Origin of the sequence: Mangrovibacillus cuniculi (genome assembly GCF_015482585.1) — a bacterium.
GTDB lineage: Bacteria > Bacillota > Bacilli > Bacillales > R1DC41 > Mangrovibacillus > Mangrovibacillus cuniculi.
In genome coordinates this window covers 2563680-2580661 of record NZ_CP049742.1, presented here as the reverse complement: position 1 = coordinate 2580661, position 16982 = coordinate 2563680, and the positions used below count along the sequence as shown (strand labels likewise).

General features: G+C 37.5%; 18 protein-coding genes. 12 read left to right on the top strand and 6 right to left on the bottom strand.

What is annotated here, in order from left to right; genetic code table 11:
- Positions 1 to 278 precede the first annotated feature (278 nt).
- Positions 279 to 1637 (bottom strand): MFS transporter, encoded by a 1359-nt coding sequence (locus G8O30_RS13020; RefSeq protein ID WP_239672487.1) that lies wholly within the window; start codon positions 1635 to 1637, stop codon positions 279 to 281.
- 359 nt (positions 1638 to 1996) lie between these two features.
- Entirely contained in the window at positions 1997 to 2608 is a 612-nt protein-coding gene (locus tag G8O30_RS13015; RefSeq protein ID WP_239674562.1) for a spore coat protein, read from the bottom strand.
- A gap of 113 nt (positions 2609 to 2721) precedes the next feature.
- Here G8O30_RS13015 and msrB point away from each other — a divergent pair, with 113 nt between their 5' ends.
- On the top strand, positions 2722 to 3666 hold the full coding sequence (gene msrB, locus G8O30_RS13010; RefSeq protein ID WP_239672486.1) for a peptide-methionine (R)-S-oxide reductase MsrB: 945 nt from the start codon (positions 2722 to 2724) through the stop codon (positions 3664 to 3666).
- Here the strand turns inward: msrB and G8O30_RS13005 are convergent.
- From G8O30_RS13005 to G8O30_RS12990, 4 genes are all read right to left on the bottom strand, one after another.
- A complete protein-coding gene (locus G8O30_RS13005; RefSeq protein WP_239672485.1) occupies positions 3646 to 4338 on the bottom strand; it encodes a bacteriorhodopsin in 693 nt (230 codons plus the stop codon). The genes msrB and G8O30_RS13005 overlap by 21 nt on opposite strands.
- Positions 4339 to 4407: 69 nt before the next feature.
- Positions 4408 to 5304, bottom strand: a complete 897-nt coding sequence (locus G8O30_RS13000; RefSeq protein WP_239672484.1) for a manganese catalase family protein — start codon at positions 5302 to 5304, stop codon at positions 4408 to 4410.
- 12 nt (positions 5305 to 5316) lie between these two features.
- Complete coding sequence (locus G8O30_RS12995) at positions 5317 to 5535, bottom strand: YuzF family protein (protein ID WP_239672483.1); 219 nt, start codon at positions 5533 to 5535, stop codon at positions 5317 to 5319.
- A gap of 143 nt (positions 5536 to 5678) precedes the next feature.
- Positions 5679 to 6137 (bottom strand): hypothetical protein, encoded by a 459-nt coding sequence (locus G8O30_RS12990; protein WP_239672482.1) that lies wholly within the window; start codon positions 6135 to 6137, stop codon positions 5679 to 5681.
- Positions 6138 to 6276: 139 nt separating this feature from the next.
- Here G8O30_RS12990 and G8O30_RS12985 point away from each other — a divergent pair, with 139 nt between their 5' ends.
- From G8O30_RS12985 to pgmB, 11 genes are all read left to right on the top strand, one after another.
- Positions 6277 to 6792 (top strand): DUF4178 domain-containing protein, encoded by a 516-nt coding sequence (locus G8O30_RS12985; protein ID WP_239672481.1) that lies wholly within the window; start codon positions 6277 to 6279, stop codon positions 6790 to 6792.
- A gap of 17 nt (positions 6793 to 6809) precedes the next feature.
- Positions 6810 to 7481 carry a PspA/IM30 family protein gene (locus tag G8O30_RS12980; RefSeq protein WP_239672480.1) on the top strand — a complete coding sequence of 224 codons (672 nt, stop codon included), beginning with the start codon at positions 6810 to 6812 and terminating at the stop codon, positions 7479 to 7481.
- Between the two features lie 66 nt (positions 7482 to 7547).
- Positions 7548 to 8192: a DUF4247 domain-containing protein gene (locus G8O30_RS12975; RefSeq protein WP_239672479.1), complete on the top strand. Its 645-nt coding sequence runs from the start codon at positions 7548 to 7550 to the stop codon at positions 8190 to 8192.
- A gap of 26 nt (positions 8193 to 8218) precedes the next feature.
- A complete protein-coding gene (locus G8O30_RS12970) occupies positions 8219 to 8614 on the top strand; it encodes a DUF350 domain-containing protein (RefSeq protein ID WP_239674561.1) in 396 nt (131 codons plus the stop codon).
- 16 nt (positions 8615 to 8630) lie between these two features.
- Entirely contained in the window at positions 8631 to 10163 is a 1533-nt protein-coding gene (locus G8O30_RS12965; protein ID WP_239672478.1) for a polyamine aminopropyltransferase, read from the top strand.
- A gap of 67 nt (positions 10164 to 10230) precedes the next feature.
- Positions 10231 to 11493: a hemolysin family protein gene (locus tag G8O30_RS12960; protein WP_239672477.1), complete on the top strand. Its 1263-nt coding sequence runs from the start codon at positions 10231 to 10233 to the stop codon at positions 11491 to 11493.
- 389 nt (positions 11494 to 11882) lie between these two features.
- Entirely contained in the window at positions 11883 to 12404 is a 522-nt protein-coding gene (locus G8O30_RS12955; RefSeq protein WP_239672476.1) for a PadR family transcriptional regulator, read from the top strand.
- A 207-nt stretch (positions 12405 to 12611) separates the two neighbouring features.
- Complete coding sequence (locus G8O30_RS12950) at positions 12612 to 14267, top strand: PTS transporter subunit IIBC (RefSeq protein ID WP_239672475.1); 1656 nt, start codon at positions 12612 to 12614, stop codon at positions 14265 to 14267.
- Between the two features lies 1 nt (position 14268).
- Positions 14269 to 15054 carry an endonuclease/exonuclease/phosphatase family protein gene (locus tag G8O30_RS12945; RefSeq protein WP_239672474.1) on the top strand — a complete coding sequence of 262 codons (786 nt, stop codon included), beginning with the start codon at positions 14269 to 14271 and terminating at the stop codon, positions 15052 to 15054.
- A 164-nt stretch (positions 15055 to 15218) separates the two neighbouring features.
- Positions 15219 to 15713, top strand: coding sequence for a DM13 domain-containing protein (locus G8O30_RS12940; RefSeq protein ID WP_239672473.1), 495 nt, complete (start codon positions 15219 to 15221; stop codon positions 15711 to 15713).
- A gap of 148 nt (positions 15714 to 15861) precedes the next feature.
- Positions 15862 to 16509 (top strand): beta-phosphoglucomutase, encoded by a 648-nt coding sequence (gene pgmB / locus G8O30_RS12935; RefSeq protein ID WP_239672472.1) that lies wholly within the window; start codon positions 15862 to 15864, stop codon positions 16507 to 16509.
- The last annotated feature ends 473 nt before the right edge of the window (positions 16510 to 16982 follow it).

Below are 16982 nucleotides of genomic sequence, written 5' to 3'. Positions count from 1 at the left end.
CGCGAGCCTTACGCTTTTCGATACAGCAACCCGCCCCGTGGAAAGCGTCCCCCTGCAGCGGAAATCCCAGTGCAGTCACTTTCAGTTTTTGTCTCAGCCTTTTTTTATCGTCTTAAAGTACCTTTCTTGGAACGCTTGTCCCAATACTTCTTCGCAATTGGATAGATAATAGGAGCATATTTTATAAGTAATCGGATAAACTTTTTCAACAGAAATCCCTCCCTAATTACTAAATATACTTCCCTGCGAAAACGAAAATCAAACAAATAAATAGAAGACTAACTAACTTTTGATACAGACTCACGTGATGATAACCAAATCCTTTTCCACCTAGCATAACTGAACAATAAGATAATGGATAACGTCGTAATACCAATTAAAGCAACGTATGTCATCTGGAAAGCAGACACTGGATAACCAGCGCCACCTAATTCAATTAATAAGGCACCAAGCACAGCACCTGAAGCACTTCCCACAAATTGAGTTAGTTGCTTTAATCCAATAGCTGATGCAACTTGTTCAGGGGATAGGATCATGGATACCTCATTAGTTGAACTAGAAGAAAGGCTGGCAAACCCGAAGCTAGTTAACATGTAACTAAGTGCAATAAATGATTCATGTATAGGAGAAAGGAAATAGAACATTATTGCTGACACCCATAAACAAGCATTTGCAATTAACATGACATACACGTTACCAAACTTTCCAATCATACGACCAACAAACCCGGCAGCTAATGCAGAAACCATAGCACCTGGGAAGATAATTAAGCCTACGGAAGATGGTGCTTGATTAAAGACAAACTGTAACATTAAAGGCATTGCAATTAATAATGCAAAGTGAGTAGTAAATCCAATAAAACTCATATAAAGAATATATCGATATCCACTCATTCGTAACAGTTCAGGTCGAATAAATGGCTCATCTGTCTGATGAATCCTAAACCAGACTGCACTGAATAATACCAATGCTATTGCTAATAACCACCAGTCATTCATAGAGATAAAAAGTAAAAATGATGTTACTCCAGTACCGGTTAATACTCCACCAATATAATCAAACCGAACTTTTCTACTTTTTTCAGTAGGTAGTCTCTTCACTATAATAGGTATAAATAAAAGGACAAAGAGTGTAATAACAAAAAGACCACTCCAATGGATGTACTCGGTAACGGCTCCACCTACAACAGGACCTAAGCCAAACCCTAATGAGGTAGCGGATGCGATATAGGATACAGCATGTCCACGCTTTGCGGGACCAATAAATCTACTGGCATAAACCATAGATAATCCTGGGATAGCGGCTGCTCCCATTGCTTGAAATAATCTAGCTAATAAAAGAGTCGCAAAACTATTTGAAAAAAGTCCAACTAAAGAAGCCACAGCAAAAAGGCAAATTCCAATTACCATTAATCGGCGAATTGGAACAAAGTCCGACAATCTTGTATACGTAATTGTCGCAATAGCTAGGACAATAGAATATCCAGAAACAATCCATGCGCCTTGGGAAGGTAAAAGTGTAAAATCGTTCATAATAGTAGGTAAAGCAACGTTAAACATTGTTGTATTCATCACGACAAGCCAAACGCATAATGCTAAAAACATCATCGTTCTTTGTCTATATAATTGATCGTCCATGAGTATTTCCTCCAAAAAATTGCAAACTATGTTCACTATATCACACAATTTGTCGAATGTTCCATGTGAAACATCGACAAATTGTGTGGGAAATACGACATTATTTTCCGGGGAATAAAACAAATGAAGATTAGGAACAAACATCTCTAGTGACTGCAAAGGGATTACCGCTACATGGGGACGCTTTCCGCGGGGCGGGCATCTGAGCCACCTTTTCCGCAGGAGTCGCCCCCTTTCGTTTTAATCCCTACTTATCATGGGTTTGTAAGGATTTTCTCTGCACCTATTTACTAAACTTTTGTATACACAACGAAAGAGATCTATTAACATGTCTAAGCATGTGTTACAAAATGTTCTAATTAATGAATAGTACCGTTTCCTTGCACTGGCACGTAACTGTTGATCATCGTTTGAGCATCTTGTGGTTGAAGTTGTGGTGCTTGGTAATACTTGTGTTTGTTTTGATATAGGAAAATTTCATAAGACATCTCAATAAAGTTAGGAACGCTATCAGCTAAGATTCGACGCAATGTTGGGTTAGTCATCTCTAATGCTGTCATGCTTAGTAGGGAAGAGGTAGTTTTCATTAAACCTAACATGTAAGCAGAGACTCCGTTATCACTGATGTCTTGAACAGATTGGTTTGGTTTTTTTGGTTGAGTAGGTTGAATGCCATACTGAACTTGTGACCAATCCTGTGCACCCATCTCGTACGTAGTTGTAGGAATAGATGGCTTTTGACCTGATCTAAACGCATTTACCATGGTATTGTAAACTTGAAGTGTATATTGATGTTGTCTTTGGCAAATTTGCTTTAACTCAGGATCTTGAATGTGCTGTTCAAATAACTGAAATTGATCTAAAACGTTTATTATGCCAGCAATAGTTTCATGTGCGTCAAATAACTCATGACCACCGTGATTTTGATTGGATGGCATTCCACCAGCAGTAGGTTGTTGTTGTTGGTTCATTGGATTTAAGTTCATATTCTTTTCCTCCTTTAATTCATAATGAAGACAACATACATAGGTTGCCTTAGAAGGAAAAAGATAAAACAGATAAAAGATGGAGGGAGTAGGGAATTATGGAATTAGCGATGTTTGGTGGTGGATGTTTTTGGTGTATGGTAAAGCCGTTCGATCAGCTCCCTGGTGTCAAGTCTGTTACTTCTGGATATACAGGTGGGAGTGAAGACACAGCTAGTTATGGTGCTGTGAAAGCAGGTGAGACAGATCATATAGAAGTTGTACAAATGGAATATGATGAATCACAAATATCTTATCAACAGTTATTAGACCATTATTGGAAAAATATTGACCCAACTGATAATGGTGGACAATTTTCCGACAGAGGGAGAATGTACAGGCCTGTTATATATTATTACACTACATCACAAAAAGAAGCGGCTATCGAGTCAAAACAAAATTTAGAACAAAGTAGGATTTTTGGTAAACCTATTGTCGTAACGATTCATAAAGCGGAAGATTTCTATCCAGCAGAGGAGTTTCATCAGAATTTTTATCAAAAAAATGCCTTTCGATATGCCCTATATTTAAAAGGATCAGGGAGAGAAGCATTCTTAAAGAAGAATTGGCCACGAGATAAGGAAGAACTTAAGAAGAAGCTTACTCCTATTCAATACGCAGTGACACAAGAAGGAGCAACGGAGCAGCCTTTTGAAAATGCATATTGGGATCAAAAAGAAGAAGGGATATACGTAGACATAATTTCTGGTGAACCTTTATTTTCAACGAAAGACCAATATGATAGTGGTTGTGGATGGCCATCCTTTAAAAAACCAATTGCATACGGCATGGTGACAGAAGAATATGATCTCTCTTATAGAAATACAAGGATAGAAGTGAAGAGTAAAGAGGCAGACTCTCATTTAGGCCATGTATTTGATGATGGTCCTAAACCTACTGGGAAGAGGTATTGTATTAACTCTGCAGCATTAAGATTTATCCCTCTTCAAAAATTAGATGAAGAGGGATATGGTGATTTTGCATTATTGTTCCCTAGCAGATAGCTTGCGAAGTCCGGTAATATCTAAAATACTGAATCCTACTTTAGAGAAAATAGGTAGAACAATAAATGCAATGACACTAGAAGACAATGATGCTGCACCTGTACCAGATGGGCTTAATGCCCAAAACACGGGATATGCAATCCAAAAAAAAGATAAATACAAAGCGCAAATTCGATAATGTTTGTGAAGGTCAGGTCCACCACGCTTGGCAATTTTGTTTAATGGCCCAAAGACGAAATAGAAAATGCAGATTAATGCAATAACACCGATACTATACCAAATCCATTTGGAAGAAGTAACTGCGATATCCGCAACCATACCAGTTAGAATCATGACAATATCCGCAATCACTAGCGCAATTAGAATAGTGAAGTCTTTCTTCTTTTCTCTAAACATGGCTGTTAATGCTAAGGCAACTAGTAACAACGGGGTGGTAATAAGCCAGTCCAAATATCTACCGAAAAAGACGGGAGTACCTCCAAGCTCAATTACACCAATGTCATAAGCAATAGTTAAATACATAGTTCCAGACCAAACCGGGATAAACATTGCGATCAAATACTCGATTCGAGGAATACCTTTTGGTTTTCTACTTAACCACCAAAAATATAGAAATCCAGCAATCATAAAAAAAGCATATACTACATGTGTAGATTGAATAAATGTAGGCATGAAAATGGTCCCTCCTTTTACGGGATGGGACCTAGTATAGTCATAAAAGATGATCTGTAATCGTCTAATTTACAAGTTTTCCATTAAACGTTTAGCAATTCGAGCATAATCATCCCGATCTATACCTGGAGCAAACTCCTCAGGTAAGTTATCCAGATCAGGAATTGGTCCTCCTTTTGGATATCCTTCTTGTACGATGAGACGTTCGCCAGACTCAGGATGAACTCCTTTCCAAATCTTAGAGATCTCTTTATAATCCCCGTTAACACTCCAAGTGTATAATACATTTCCTAGACCTTGATCCTCATACTTTCTAGCTACATCGAACTTACGGTTACTGACATCTGGAATTGGTATCAGCTTCGTTACATCAACACCAGTGGCCATTTCGATTGCTCTAGCATAGGCAACAACGTGTACTCCACCACGAACAAGTAAGTATCCAATCATTTCACGAGCAGTCTCGTGATCTGTCATTTCATATACACGCATTTTATGTGTTCTTGCACCACATTCTAAGAAGAAATTATGAAGTAAATCTAAAACAAGATTTCCACTAGTGAATACGTTATCACCAGTCCATGGTCTTCCCATTGAATCAGCTGCTAAAGATGCTTGTGCTGAAGCGATAAAATGGTGTGTGTTACGCATGTCTTTTCCTAGTCCTAATTGAGGGATATTTGGATCCCCGACATTAAATGTATTGCCAACAGAAAGAAGATTGATTGTATTAGAAACTAACTCTACGTGGCCAAATTCCTCAGCAGTAATACTTGCGACGAGGTCATAGAAAGGACGCAGTTTACTCTTATGACGGAAGTTAAATGATTGATACATATAGTTGTTTAAGGTAGACATCTCACCAAATTTACCACCTAGTAGTTCTTGTACTGCAGCAGCAGCATTTGCATCACCGTGCTCTGGGATAGGTAATTCAATTAACAAACGATCTAATCGTGTAAACATCAGTTGTCCTCCTTATCCTTTTGGTAAAATCCATACGATTTGCTCAATTCGAATAAAGAAGGAACCACCGTGGGAGTCTACAATCGCGTGGTCTGGAAAAGCACCTTTTAACATGCCGGAGACTGTACCTTTTGTCGTTTGGATGACGACTTCGCTACCAACTATGCTGGCTAAAGTTTGATAAACATAGGGATCGATGTTACTGACTAGCTTTGGTGTATGTTCATTCATGGGAAATACTCCTCTCGCCTATTCTTTCAACCACTTAACATATATGACGAGGAAATTTTGTCCTATGCGTGCCTTTTTTTTATCTTTTAATACATAAAAAAGGCTAAGAAAGGACGATAACAGTCTCTTCTCAGCCTTATACATTATTGTTCTTCTAGATATTCCATTGCCTCTTCCCGCGTTTCAAAAGCCATTTCTAAGACATCATCTGCGTAGACATTCCACAGGTCGTGTTCGAATATTAATCTTAGTTTTTCTCCTGTTGAAGACGTAAATGTGACAGCTTCTTTAGTGGACGTAGTGTCCTGACTTGCATTCGGAGATAAAGAAGTAATTGTTTTTGACACCACTTCTTTTAATGCAGCTTCTGAAAAATCTCGGATGGATAAATACCCTTTATCATCTGCCTGGGATGTATATGCATCTTCTAATCTTCCCACATACACATAGCCATTTCCATTAGGATGAAGATGTTTGACTACTATTTTCTTCTCAAATGCACTCTCCGGAAAATGGTAGTTTACTCGTTTAAGAGATATAGGTTTTTTTTGTAATTGAGTGAAAGTATCTAAGATGGCGCTTTTTTCTTTAAACGAAAGCATGAGTAACTCCTCCAAAATGGCTTTTCTTATAGTTTACCTGCTTCTTATGAAAAAGAGAAAATAATTTACTTATTAATTTATGAAACTTTTTCTGTTCTGTTTCGTATTAGTAGTCGTAATACAATAAAGAGGTGAATACATGAATATTTTCAAAAAAATATTTGGTGGTAATAAAGCAATAGATAATCCAATCCAAGAACGTACGTTGCATACCATTCAAGTGGGGGATATTGTCACGTACGACCTAGTGGATTATCAAGTAGTAGGGGTAATGACATATCGACAAAATAGATACGAATGGAAAGCCTATCAATTAGAAAACGTATCTGGTACCAAATGGTTAAGCGTGGAACAAGATGATGAGTTAGAAGTAGGAATATATGAAAAAATAAAGTTGAGGCTGACAGAGCCACTACCCGAAGAGATAACTCATAGTAGAAGAACATATTACTTTGATGAACGTGGTGTTGCTCGTGTTACTGGCCAAGGTCGTAGTCAGGCTGTCACAGGACAGGAATGTCGTTACGCAGGGTATACAGATGAGGAAGAAGAGAATTATCTATCTGTAGAAATTTGGGGTAGTGAGATTGAGGTAAGTGCAGGATATGGTATTGAACCATATGAAATCAAAATATTAGCAGGTACTGCAAACTAAACTTAGGAGGAATTGACATGTTTCAATTTTTTAAGCGTGTAAAAACGGTAGTGGGTTCAGAATTAAATTCTATGTTAGATAAAGCGGAAGATCCGGTGAAAATGTTAGATCAATTTATGCGTGAAATGGAAGCAGATATACGAGAAGCGGAGACAGCAGTTGCACAACAAATTGCCAATGAGAAAATGTTAGAAAAGCGTTTAGTAGATGCAGACGCTATGGTAGCAAAGAGACAAGAGCAAGCACTTCAAGCGTTGGAAGCTGGTAATGAAGATTTAGCAAGACGCGCACTAGAAGACAAACAAACTCATCAGTCCCAAGCAGATTCCCTACGTGAGGGATATGAAAGAGCAAAACGTGATGCACAGGCGCTTCGTGAAAAGCTAGATGAGATGAAACAAGAATATCAAGAAATGAAGTTGAAAAAAGATTCTTTAAAAGCTCGTGCAGAATCAGCTAAGACACGTACAAAAATGAATCGTGCCATGTCTTCTATCGGTGGAGATCGTTCTAGACAAGGTTTTGAACGTATGGAAGAAAAAGTAATGCGTTACGAAGCGGAAGCAGAAACTAGTGAAGATTTACGTTCGTCATCACGCTCTCTTGATGACGAACTTAATCAATTAGGAAAATCAAGTGTAGACGATGAACTTGCTGCTTTAAGGAAGAAATTAGAAACGAAAGAATAATCGTGTATAATAAGGTCATGGGTTATCAACATGACCTTTTCTTATGTAAAAAGGTGGTGAAATCATTTGTTTAAACAAAAACTTGTCATTGGTTCTATTTTAAGTACATTATTCTTAACAGCTTGTACGACTGGAACGGGAACTACACAAACCTTTGATAATAACTCTAGTAGTACATCCTTTTTTAAAGAAGATATAGATAATTTTATATCTAGTAGCTACTCTTTACTTGATGTTGTATCAGGTGAAAATAACCCGAGTATGACAGAGTATATTTACTTGGCAACCAACGCCACGATTGAAGAGGTTTCATCTGAACTACAAGCACACGAGAGACCATATGAAGTCAGTGAAATAAAAAACGACAAACAGATCCTAGTATATGATAATCATTTTGTCACATTAACAAAATACGCAGAGGATGATTCTTCGGTACAGATCCAGTTGGCAACAAAAGAATTTGTTAGAAGAAACTATGCACCTGGTTTTTTTGAAGGATATTTACTTGCAAGTTTACTAGATGATGTATTTGATAGCAGATGGAGAAAAAATAGAAGTAACGAGTGTAGGAAGAATCCAGAGGGATGCTACACAGGTTACAGTGGTACAACAGGTGCTGGTGGATCGTTTCGATCAGCTAATCCGTCTACTCAACCACCTTCTATAAGGGGAAATCAAAATCGAGGTGGCGGACCTGGTGCAGGAAAATAAAATAAAGAGGTGAAAGTATGTTTTCAATTGAGAGTCTATTATTAACATTGATGTATTTTGGTGTATCTATCGCTATCATACTAGTCGGAGTATTCATTTTTGAATTATTAACGACAAAATATAAGGATTGGGATGAAATTTTAAAAGGAAATAACGCTGTAGCATTATCAATTGCGGGTAAAATAACAGGAATCAGTATCATCTTAGGCTTTTCCATTTATCACAGCGTACAGTTATTAGACACGGTAATCTGGGGAGCAATTGGTGTTGTTCTACAAATGGTTGGTTATTTATTATTTGAACTTTTCACTAGAAGATTTTCAGTAGAAGATCAGTTACATAAAGGAAATATTTCAGTGGGGATTATTAGCTTTGCTGTATCTGTAGGCATTGCACTAGTTGTTGGTGCTTCCATTACGTAAATAAAGGGTGCAAAAAATGATACATGATCAAAAACAGACAAACGCTCTGTATTGGGCTTCAGGAATAGTTTCCATCTGTGGAATTATTTTTGAAGTATTGTTTGGAGCAGCTGGTTCTTATTTATTAGGGGATGGTGTGAAGCAGTATACGCTCACCATCTCTCTTTTTTTAACAGGTATGGGGATTGGCTCTGCGTTAAGTGAAAAAGTGACAAAAAACCTTTTACTCTCTTTTGTTTATGTAGAGTACTTAATTGGCCTTTTAGGTGGCTTCTCTATTTTTGTCCTATTCGGTGTTACAGCTTTCTTTAGCTCTGGAACAGATGCTTTTTTCTTGTATACGATGACTCTTCTGGTGGGTGGATTAACTGGTATTGAGCTACCAATTCTCATTAGAAAAGCCAACGAAATTGGGGAGACATTGAGTAGAAGCACGGCAAGAGTATTGTTTTCTGATTATTCCGGTGGATTAATTGGAGGACTGCTATTCGTTTATATCTTAAGACCATCCTTTGGATTAGTGAAAACTTCTTTATTAATTGCAACAGTAAACGTTGCTGTAGCACTGTGGGTACTTTGGTATTTTCGTAAGCAGTTTAAACGGTTGAAAATTCATGCTACTGTAGGAGCAGGATTGTTTATCACGTTGTTTTCTGGTTTGTTCTGGGCAGAAGAGGTAGCATTTACCTTTGAACAAAAACTGTATCGAGATCCTATCATCCACCAAGAACAGACTGCATATCAATCTATTATTCTGACGAAAGAGCAACAAGATCTCCGATTATTCTTGGATGGGCAATTGCAGTTTAGTTCGTCAGATGAATATAGGTACCATGAAATGCTAGTACATACACCTCTCTCAGCAGTTAACGACCCTAAGTCTATCCTGGTACTAGGGGGTGGAGATGGGCTGGCGATAAGAGAGCTGCAAAAGTATTCTACTATTCAAGAAATAACACTTGTTGACCTGGACCCAGCGGTTGTGAACATGGCAAAGAACAATCACCATCTTTTAGCTCTAAATGAAAATGCGTTTGCAGGAGAAAAAGTAAAAGTTGTCCACGAGGATGCGTTTACGTTTTTAAAAGAAGAGAGTCAATTCTACGATGTAATAATTATTGATTTACCAGACCCGAATAATGAATCTTTAAACAAGCTTTATACGCTAGAATTTTATCAGCTAGTTCGAAATCATCTAACGCCAGAGGGAGTAATGATGATGCAAGCAACCAGTCCTACTTTCTCCAAGGAAGTATATTGGACGATAGAGGCTACGGTGAAAGAAACCGGAATGGTAACGAAAACAATGCATATCGACGTACCTAGTTTCGGTGATTGGGGGTTTATTTTAGCTGGAAAGACCCCAATTGAAATGAGAGATCTTAACGATGATATCGCCTTGCGTTATCTTACAGATGAGGTAATCCTCAGTAGTCAAACATTTAGTAAGGATATTGCTCGAGAATCATTAGAAGAACAGCCAAAGGTGAATACGTTAATTAGGCCAATTATCATTGAACTTTATGAGAAAGCATGGAGAGCGTATTAGGTGAATTATTTGTATTATTATCTGGTAAAGGATAAAATAAAAGAAAATTTATGTCTTGGAGGAAACTATGTTTGACCCCATATTTATAGCCATCGCTTTTTTCATGTTTATGTCTTTCTTTTTATCAGGAAGTGAAACAGCATTAACTGCAGCAAATCGGATGAAGGCACAGACGAAAGCAGAAGCAGGAGATAGAGCTTCTGTAGAGTTGTTAAAATTGTTATCCAAACCAGATCGAATGATCACAACGATTCTAATTGGAAACAACATCGCTAACATTATGTTGCCAACATTAGTAACGATTGTTGCTATTGATCGCGGATTTAGCGTAGGTCTTGCTACAGGGATTTTAACAGTTTCATTAATTCTATTTGCAGAAGTAATTCCAAAGAGTATTGCGGCAACTTTTGCCGATCGGATAGCATATCTTGTTTTACCTGTTATTCGTTTCTTAGTAATCATACTAAGTCCATTAACATACATCATTTCGTTTGTTACGACATTTATTATTCGCTTGTTATCAAAAGGACAAATTAAAGAAGCAACCATTTCAAAAGAAGAGTTAAAAACAATGGTTGATATAGCAACCTCAGAAGGTACTTTTAAAGATGAGGAGTACTTACGTATCCGAGGTGTACTAGATTTCCAAACGAAGAACTTACGGGACGCTCTTCAAACTCCACGTGTCGATATGATCGGTATCCCATCTGACGCAGATTTTGAAACAACACGTAAGATCGTTATGGAGCATAATTACACTCGTTATCCAGTGTACAAGGATAATATGGATAACATTGTAGGTGTTTTCCATAGTAAACAATTAATCACTTGGTCTGTAGATCCTACGAGAAGCCTAGATGAATTCATTGACGACGAACCACTATTCGTTATTCATTCCTTATCCATGTCTAGAGTGTTTAAGATGATGTTAAAAGAAAGACGTCATATTGCAATTGTTTTGGATGAGTATGGAGGAACACTAGGATTAATAACAACAGAAGATATTATTGAGACGATGATTGGACAAGATATTGCTGATGAAACGGATGATCAAGAAGATGTCCTAATTGAAGAATTAACTGAGTCACATATTATCTGTCATGGTAAATTAACGCTTCACAGATTTAATGAGGCGTTTAAAACAAGATTACCAGAAGAAGAGGATACTGTTTCTGGCTTTATTTTCTCTCAGCTACGTGACTTCCCAGATGAAGGGGCTACTTTTGATTACCAACACTTACGTTTCACAGTGAACAAAACGGACCAAACGAAGATTATCCAAGTAATAGTAGAGAAAAGAGACCATAGTGACGAACTAGCTACAGAATAAATTAGGTAATGGTTATAAAGAGTCTTATACTAAACAAATAGAACAGGTGCATTCCAAATAGGAGGCACCTGTTTTTTTGTTTTCGTAGCCCAAATAACTCTATCCCTCTAGGCTATAACATATTTTTAGATAAACAGTGATACTTGTCTGTTTGCACTTGCGCTATTTGTACATATGTTACAAGTGAAAGATTATTTCGAATGAAGATATCTTATATGAAAGTAGACATGCTTTGTAATGTAAGGGAACAAAATTGATGGAAGAAATCTTAATAAAGACCGTGTAATTCTAAAAAGGGAATGTAGTATCCCTTGATATTATGTGGAGTGAATATCAGATAGATTTATGAGATAGAAAAATTCGTCTAGGAGGAAAGGATCGAGCGAACGATGTCATTGAGGTATACAATACTAGGTTTAATAAGTGGTAAAAGTCAAACGGGTTATGATATATATAAGAACCTACAACAAGGGGTATTATACGCATGGGGCAACTCTCATTCTCAAGTATATAGGGAATTGAGCAAGTTAGAAGACGAAAAATTAGTAACATATGTAGTAGAGCATCAAGAACAAGCACCTTCAAAGAAAATCTACAGCATTACGAATAAGGGCAAATCAATTTTATTGTCATGGGTGTTAGAGAATGAGGTGAAGGAAAGAAAAGTAAAGGATGAAATGCTTCTAAAGCTAAGTGGGATCCATTTATTAAAACCCGATGAGGCGAAAGCGTTCTTCCAATCTATTTATGATAGAGAAGAGAGTGAATTAAAAAAACTTGAAAAAGAATGGAAGAATGAGCTGGATCAACGCCTCTTTGATGAATCTCCTCTATCAAAAGAATTTTCAAGAAGACTTGCACAAATGTATATTGATTGGTGTACTTGGGCGGAAGAACAACTAGAAGACTGAGGGAGAAATCTCTCGGTCTTCTAATTGTTCAAAGGACAGAACATGGATGATGTAAGACGATTACCAATAAAAAAATCTGTATTTAGCTCTTGCACCTTTTACTATTTTGATATACAATCACAGATGCAAACGATTGCACAAACGCTTTCATTTTAAAAAAATAAAGATAAATTTCTCTAATACAATCGAGAAGAGGAGGAGAAAAAAATGAGTGAAAAGAAAAAGCTAATCTCATTTGATTTTTGGCAGAAGCTAGGTAAAGCCCTACTAGTCGTGGTAGCTGTTATGCCAGCTGCAGGTTTAATGATCTCACTTGGTAAGCTACTAGGAATGTGGGTTGGAGACATCACACTAATGCAAACGATTGCACGTGTAATGGAAGACATCGGATGGGCTATTATTACAAATCTACACATTTTATTTGCAGCTGCAATAGGTGGTTCGTGGGCTAAAGAACGTGCAGGTGGTGCGTTCGCAGCTGTTATCGCATTTATTTTAATTAACCGTATCACTGGTGCTATCTTCGGTGTAAGCGGTGCCAGCTTAACAGAAGAAGGAGCAACAGTTAAGTCTCTTTTTGGAGCTGAATTAGTTGTTGGTGATTACTTCACTAGTATCATGGGAGCACCTGCTTTAAACATGGGAGTCTTCGTAGGTATCATTTCAGGTTTCTTAGGGGCTAACCTTTTCAACAAATACTATAATTACAACAAGCTTCCACAAGCACTTGCATTCTTTAACGGGAAGCGTTTTGTACCGTTCATGGTTATTGTTTGGTCAGTAGTTGTAGCAATTCTATTATCTCTTGTTTGGCCATTTATCCAAGGAGCGTTGAATGACTTTGGTAAATGGATCGCAACTTCTCGTAATACAGCTCCAGTCGTTGCGCCATTCGTATTCGGTACATTAGAGCGTCTATTATTACCATTTGGTTTACACCATATGTTAACGGTTCCTATTAACTATACGGAATTAGGTGGAACGTACCAAATCCTAACAGGGTCTAATGCTGGTTCTACCGTAGCAGGACAAGATCCATTATGGTTAGCTTGGATTGCTGACTTAAATAACTTTATTTCTGAAGGTAACACAACAGGTTATGAAGCATTATTAAATGATGTGACACCTGCTCGTTTTAAAGTAGGTCAAATGATTCTTTCTACAGCATCACTAATCGGTATTGCATTAGCAATGTACCTAAATGTAGATAAAGAGAAGAAAAAAGCGTACAAATCTATGTTCTTATCTGCTGGTTTAGCAGTATTCTTAACTGGTGTAACAGAACCGATTGAATTTATGTTCATGTTTGCAGCACCTCTATTATATGTAGTCTATGCAATTCTAACTGGTGCAGCATTTGCAATGGCCGACATCATTAACATGCGTGTTCACTCTTTCGGTTTTATTGAATTCTTAACTCGTACACCACTGGCTGTTAATGCAGGGTTAACAAGAGACGTATTCAACTTTGTTTTAACATGTATCGTGTTCTTCTTCTTAAACTTTGGAGTATTCTATGTCCTAATCAAAAAATTCAACTTACCAACTCCAGGGCGTGCTGGTAACTATGTTGAAGGTCAAGGTGAAGAAACAACTACAGATGCAAAAGCGGTAGATACAAAAGGTGGACAAGCTGGAGAAATTATTGACATGCTTGGTGGAGCAACGAACGTGGAAGATGTGGATGCTTGTATGACTCGTCTGCGTATAACAGTAAAAGATATGAGCTTAGTAGCACCAGAGGCGGATTGGAAACGTAATGGAGCACTGGGATTAGTTACAAAAGATCGTGGCGTTCAAGCAATTTATGGACCAAAAGCCGATGTATTAAAATCTGATATCCAAGATCGCTTAGGGTTATAAAATGAAGTTACTTTCGTTCAACGTACACGCCTGGCAAGAAGAAGATCAACTTCGCAAAATTGCTGATCTTGCAGCGGATATTGCGAAAGAGAGATATGACGTCATTGCTTTACAAGAGGTTAGTCAACGTATCGACTCTCCACTTGTCGATAGTAATCTTCGTGAGGATAATTATGGTTTGGTACTTTTAAAAGAATTGGAACGATTAGGAGTAACGGATTACTCTCTTCATTGGACACAAGCACATATTGGCTTCGAGGTATATGAAGAGGGAGTTGCCATCATAACGAGACATAAAGTAACAGATGTCCAAGAATTGTTTACGACGACTTCACGTACGATGGATTTTTGGAAAACAAGAAGAATCATTCGTACGGAAATAAAAGTAAACAACGAAGATTATACATTCTACTCGGGTCACTTCGGCTGGTGGAATGACGAAGAAGAACCATTTAAAGACCAATGGGAACGACTTGTAGAAACTGTTCAACCAGATCAAACAACGTTCGTCATGGGGGACTTAAATAATGACGCACTAGTTCGTGCAGAAGGATATGACTATGTTTTATCTGACGGTTTTTATGACACTTACATCCTAGCAGAAAAGAAAGATGATGGCTTAACCATTACTGGAGAGATTGCAGGATGGGAAGGAAATAAGGCTGGAAGAAGAATTGATTATATTCTCGTTAACAAACGTCTAACGGTTCAATCCTCTTTTGTAAGATTTGATGGGAAAGAAACACCTATCCTTTCCGATCATGCCGGAGTAGTGGTAGAGATATAAATAACATTGCCCAAAAAGTACTTAATTGCTTTTTGGGCTTTTTGTTACGTAAGTATGCTTATGTATAAGTAGAAATATTTTTTTATAAACATATAACTACTAGCTAAAGTGGAAAATTAGTTATACTGAGAATATTAACTATCTAGCTTATGAGGAGTGGTCTTTTGAGAAAATGGATTGCTATTATTGTTACTATTCCTGTACTAATTATTGGTTGGTGGCTAGTTTCTCCTTTGTTTTTAGATGAAGTAGTAAATGAAGAACCTGTTACGGTAACAGTAGCACAACCAGAAGAAGCTGAAGAGGCAACTGATCAACAAGTCGTGGAGGAACAGGAAGTAACGACTGTTACTATGTTAAGTGGAAGCTTTGTAGATGCAGATGCCATTCATCAAGTGTCTGGGGATGTAAAAGTAGATGGGGAAAATATCCGTATAGAGAATCTAGATGCTACGAACGGACCTGATTTGTTTCTGTATTTAGTGGAAGAAGGACAAGAAACAAAAGACGGTGTGAACCTTGGTGAATTAAAAGGGAATAAGGGAAACCAAAATTATTTCATTCCAAAAGATATCACGGTCAAAGAGGGAATGAGATTAGTTGTGTGGTGTAAGCAATTTGATGTTGATTTTGGCTACGCAATCTTGTCTATTGTATAAAATAGGGTGTGCAAGAACGTTTTTACGTGGTGGTGCTAGCCACTGCTTTTTTTATGGGTTTCTTTATCTATCACTTACTATATTTTTGTTATAATAAAACAATTAAATTTAAAGAAATACTAGATTTCTTGTGGAAGGAGGGTTCAAGATGTTCGGGTTTATCTTTGATTTAGATGGAGTTCTTGTGGACACAGTCCATTACTATTATTTAGCTACAAAAGAAATCACAGATAGAATGGAAGTCTCTTTTTCAGAAGAAGATAACTATCGCTATCAAGGAGTACCTAGACTGACGCTAATGAAAGAGTTAGCGAGACGCTCCAATAAGTCCTATTCAGAAGAAGAACTAAAATCGCTTGGTGAAGTTAGGAACCAATACTATCAACGATACCTTTCTACTTTAACGAAAGAAAACATGATTCCTGGTGCAGAAGAATTTCTATTGGCTATTTATGATCGAGGGTATCCTATAGCGCTTGCTTCTTCTAGTTCCAATGCGCATTACGTGTTAGAGAAATTACAGATTAAGCATCTTTTTCAAGCTATTATTGATCCTAAAAAGGTCCAAAACGGAAAACCAGCACCTGACATATTTCTTGCAGCTGCAAAAGCAATAAATATCGCACCTGAAAACTGTTTTGCGTTTGAAGATGGTGAAGCGGGATTAACGGGGATTTTGGATACTTCTATGGTTGCTGTTGGAATTGGTCACGAGGAGCATTTAAGTAGAGCGAATGTACATGTGAAGGATTTTAGAGAGATTACGTTAGAGAAGTTGCGAAAGGCAATGGAGTGAGGAGACTCATCTAAAAGCAAGCCACATCACGTGGCTAACGATGAGTTGTTACTGGTCACGTAACAAAAAGGACCGTTTGATCCGTGCCAGATCAAACGGCCGCTGTACGCAAAAGATATCCTAGGGGTAGTAGGATAAAAGGGTTGCAGGGTTGACTAGATCCTGCAATTTTATTATATCCAACAAAAGTTAAGAATTCGTAACAAGTGTATGAAGATAGTAAATAAGGGGAATGGAAGTAAGAATCGTGATGGAACCAACAACCGTCTACATAGTTAGATCATTGCTGAAGTCAAGAATCCTTGATTTTATCTAAAAACTATTTTAGTAATTTACATTTTTACGTTTTGTTTACAATTGTTATGGCGTGAAGCAGTATACGGAGTCATGAAAAAAAGAAAAGAGTGCCATTTGTTTAACCTGATCTCTATGCATTAATAAGAAAAAGCCGAGATGAAATATTCATCACGGCT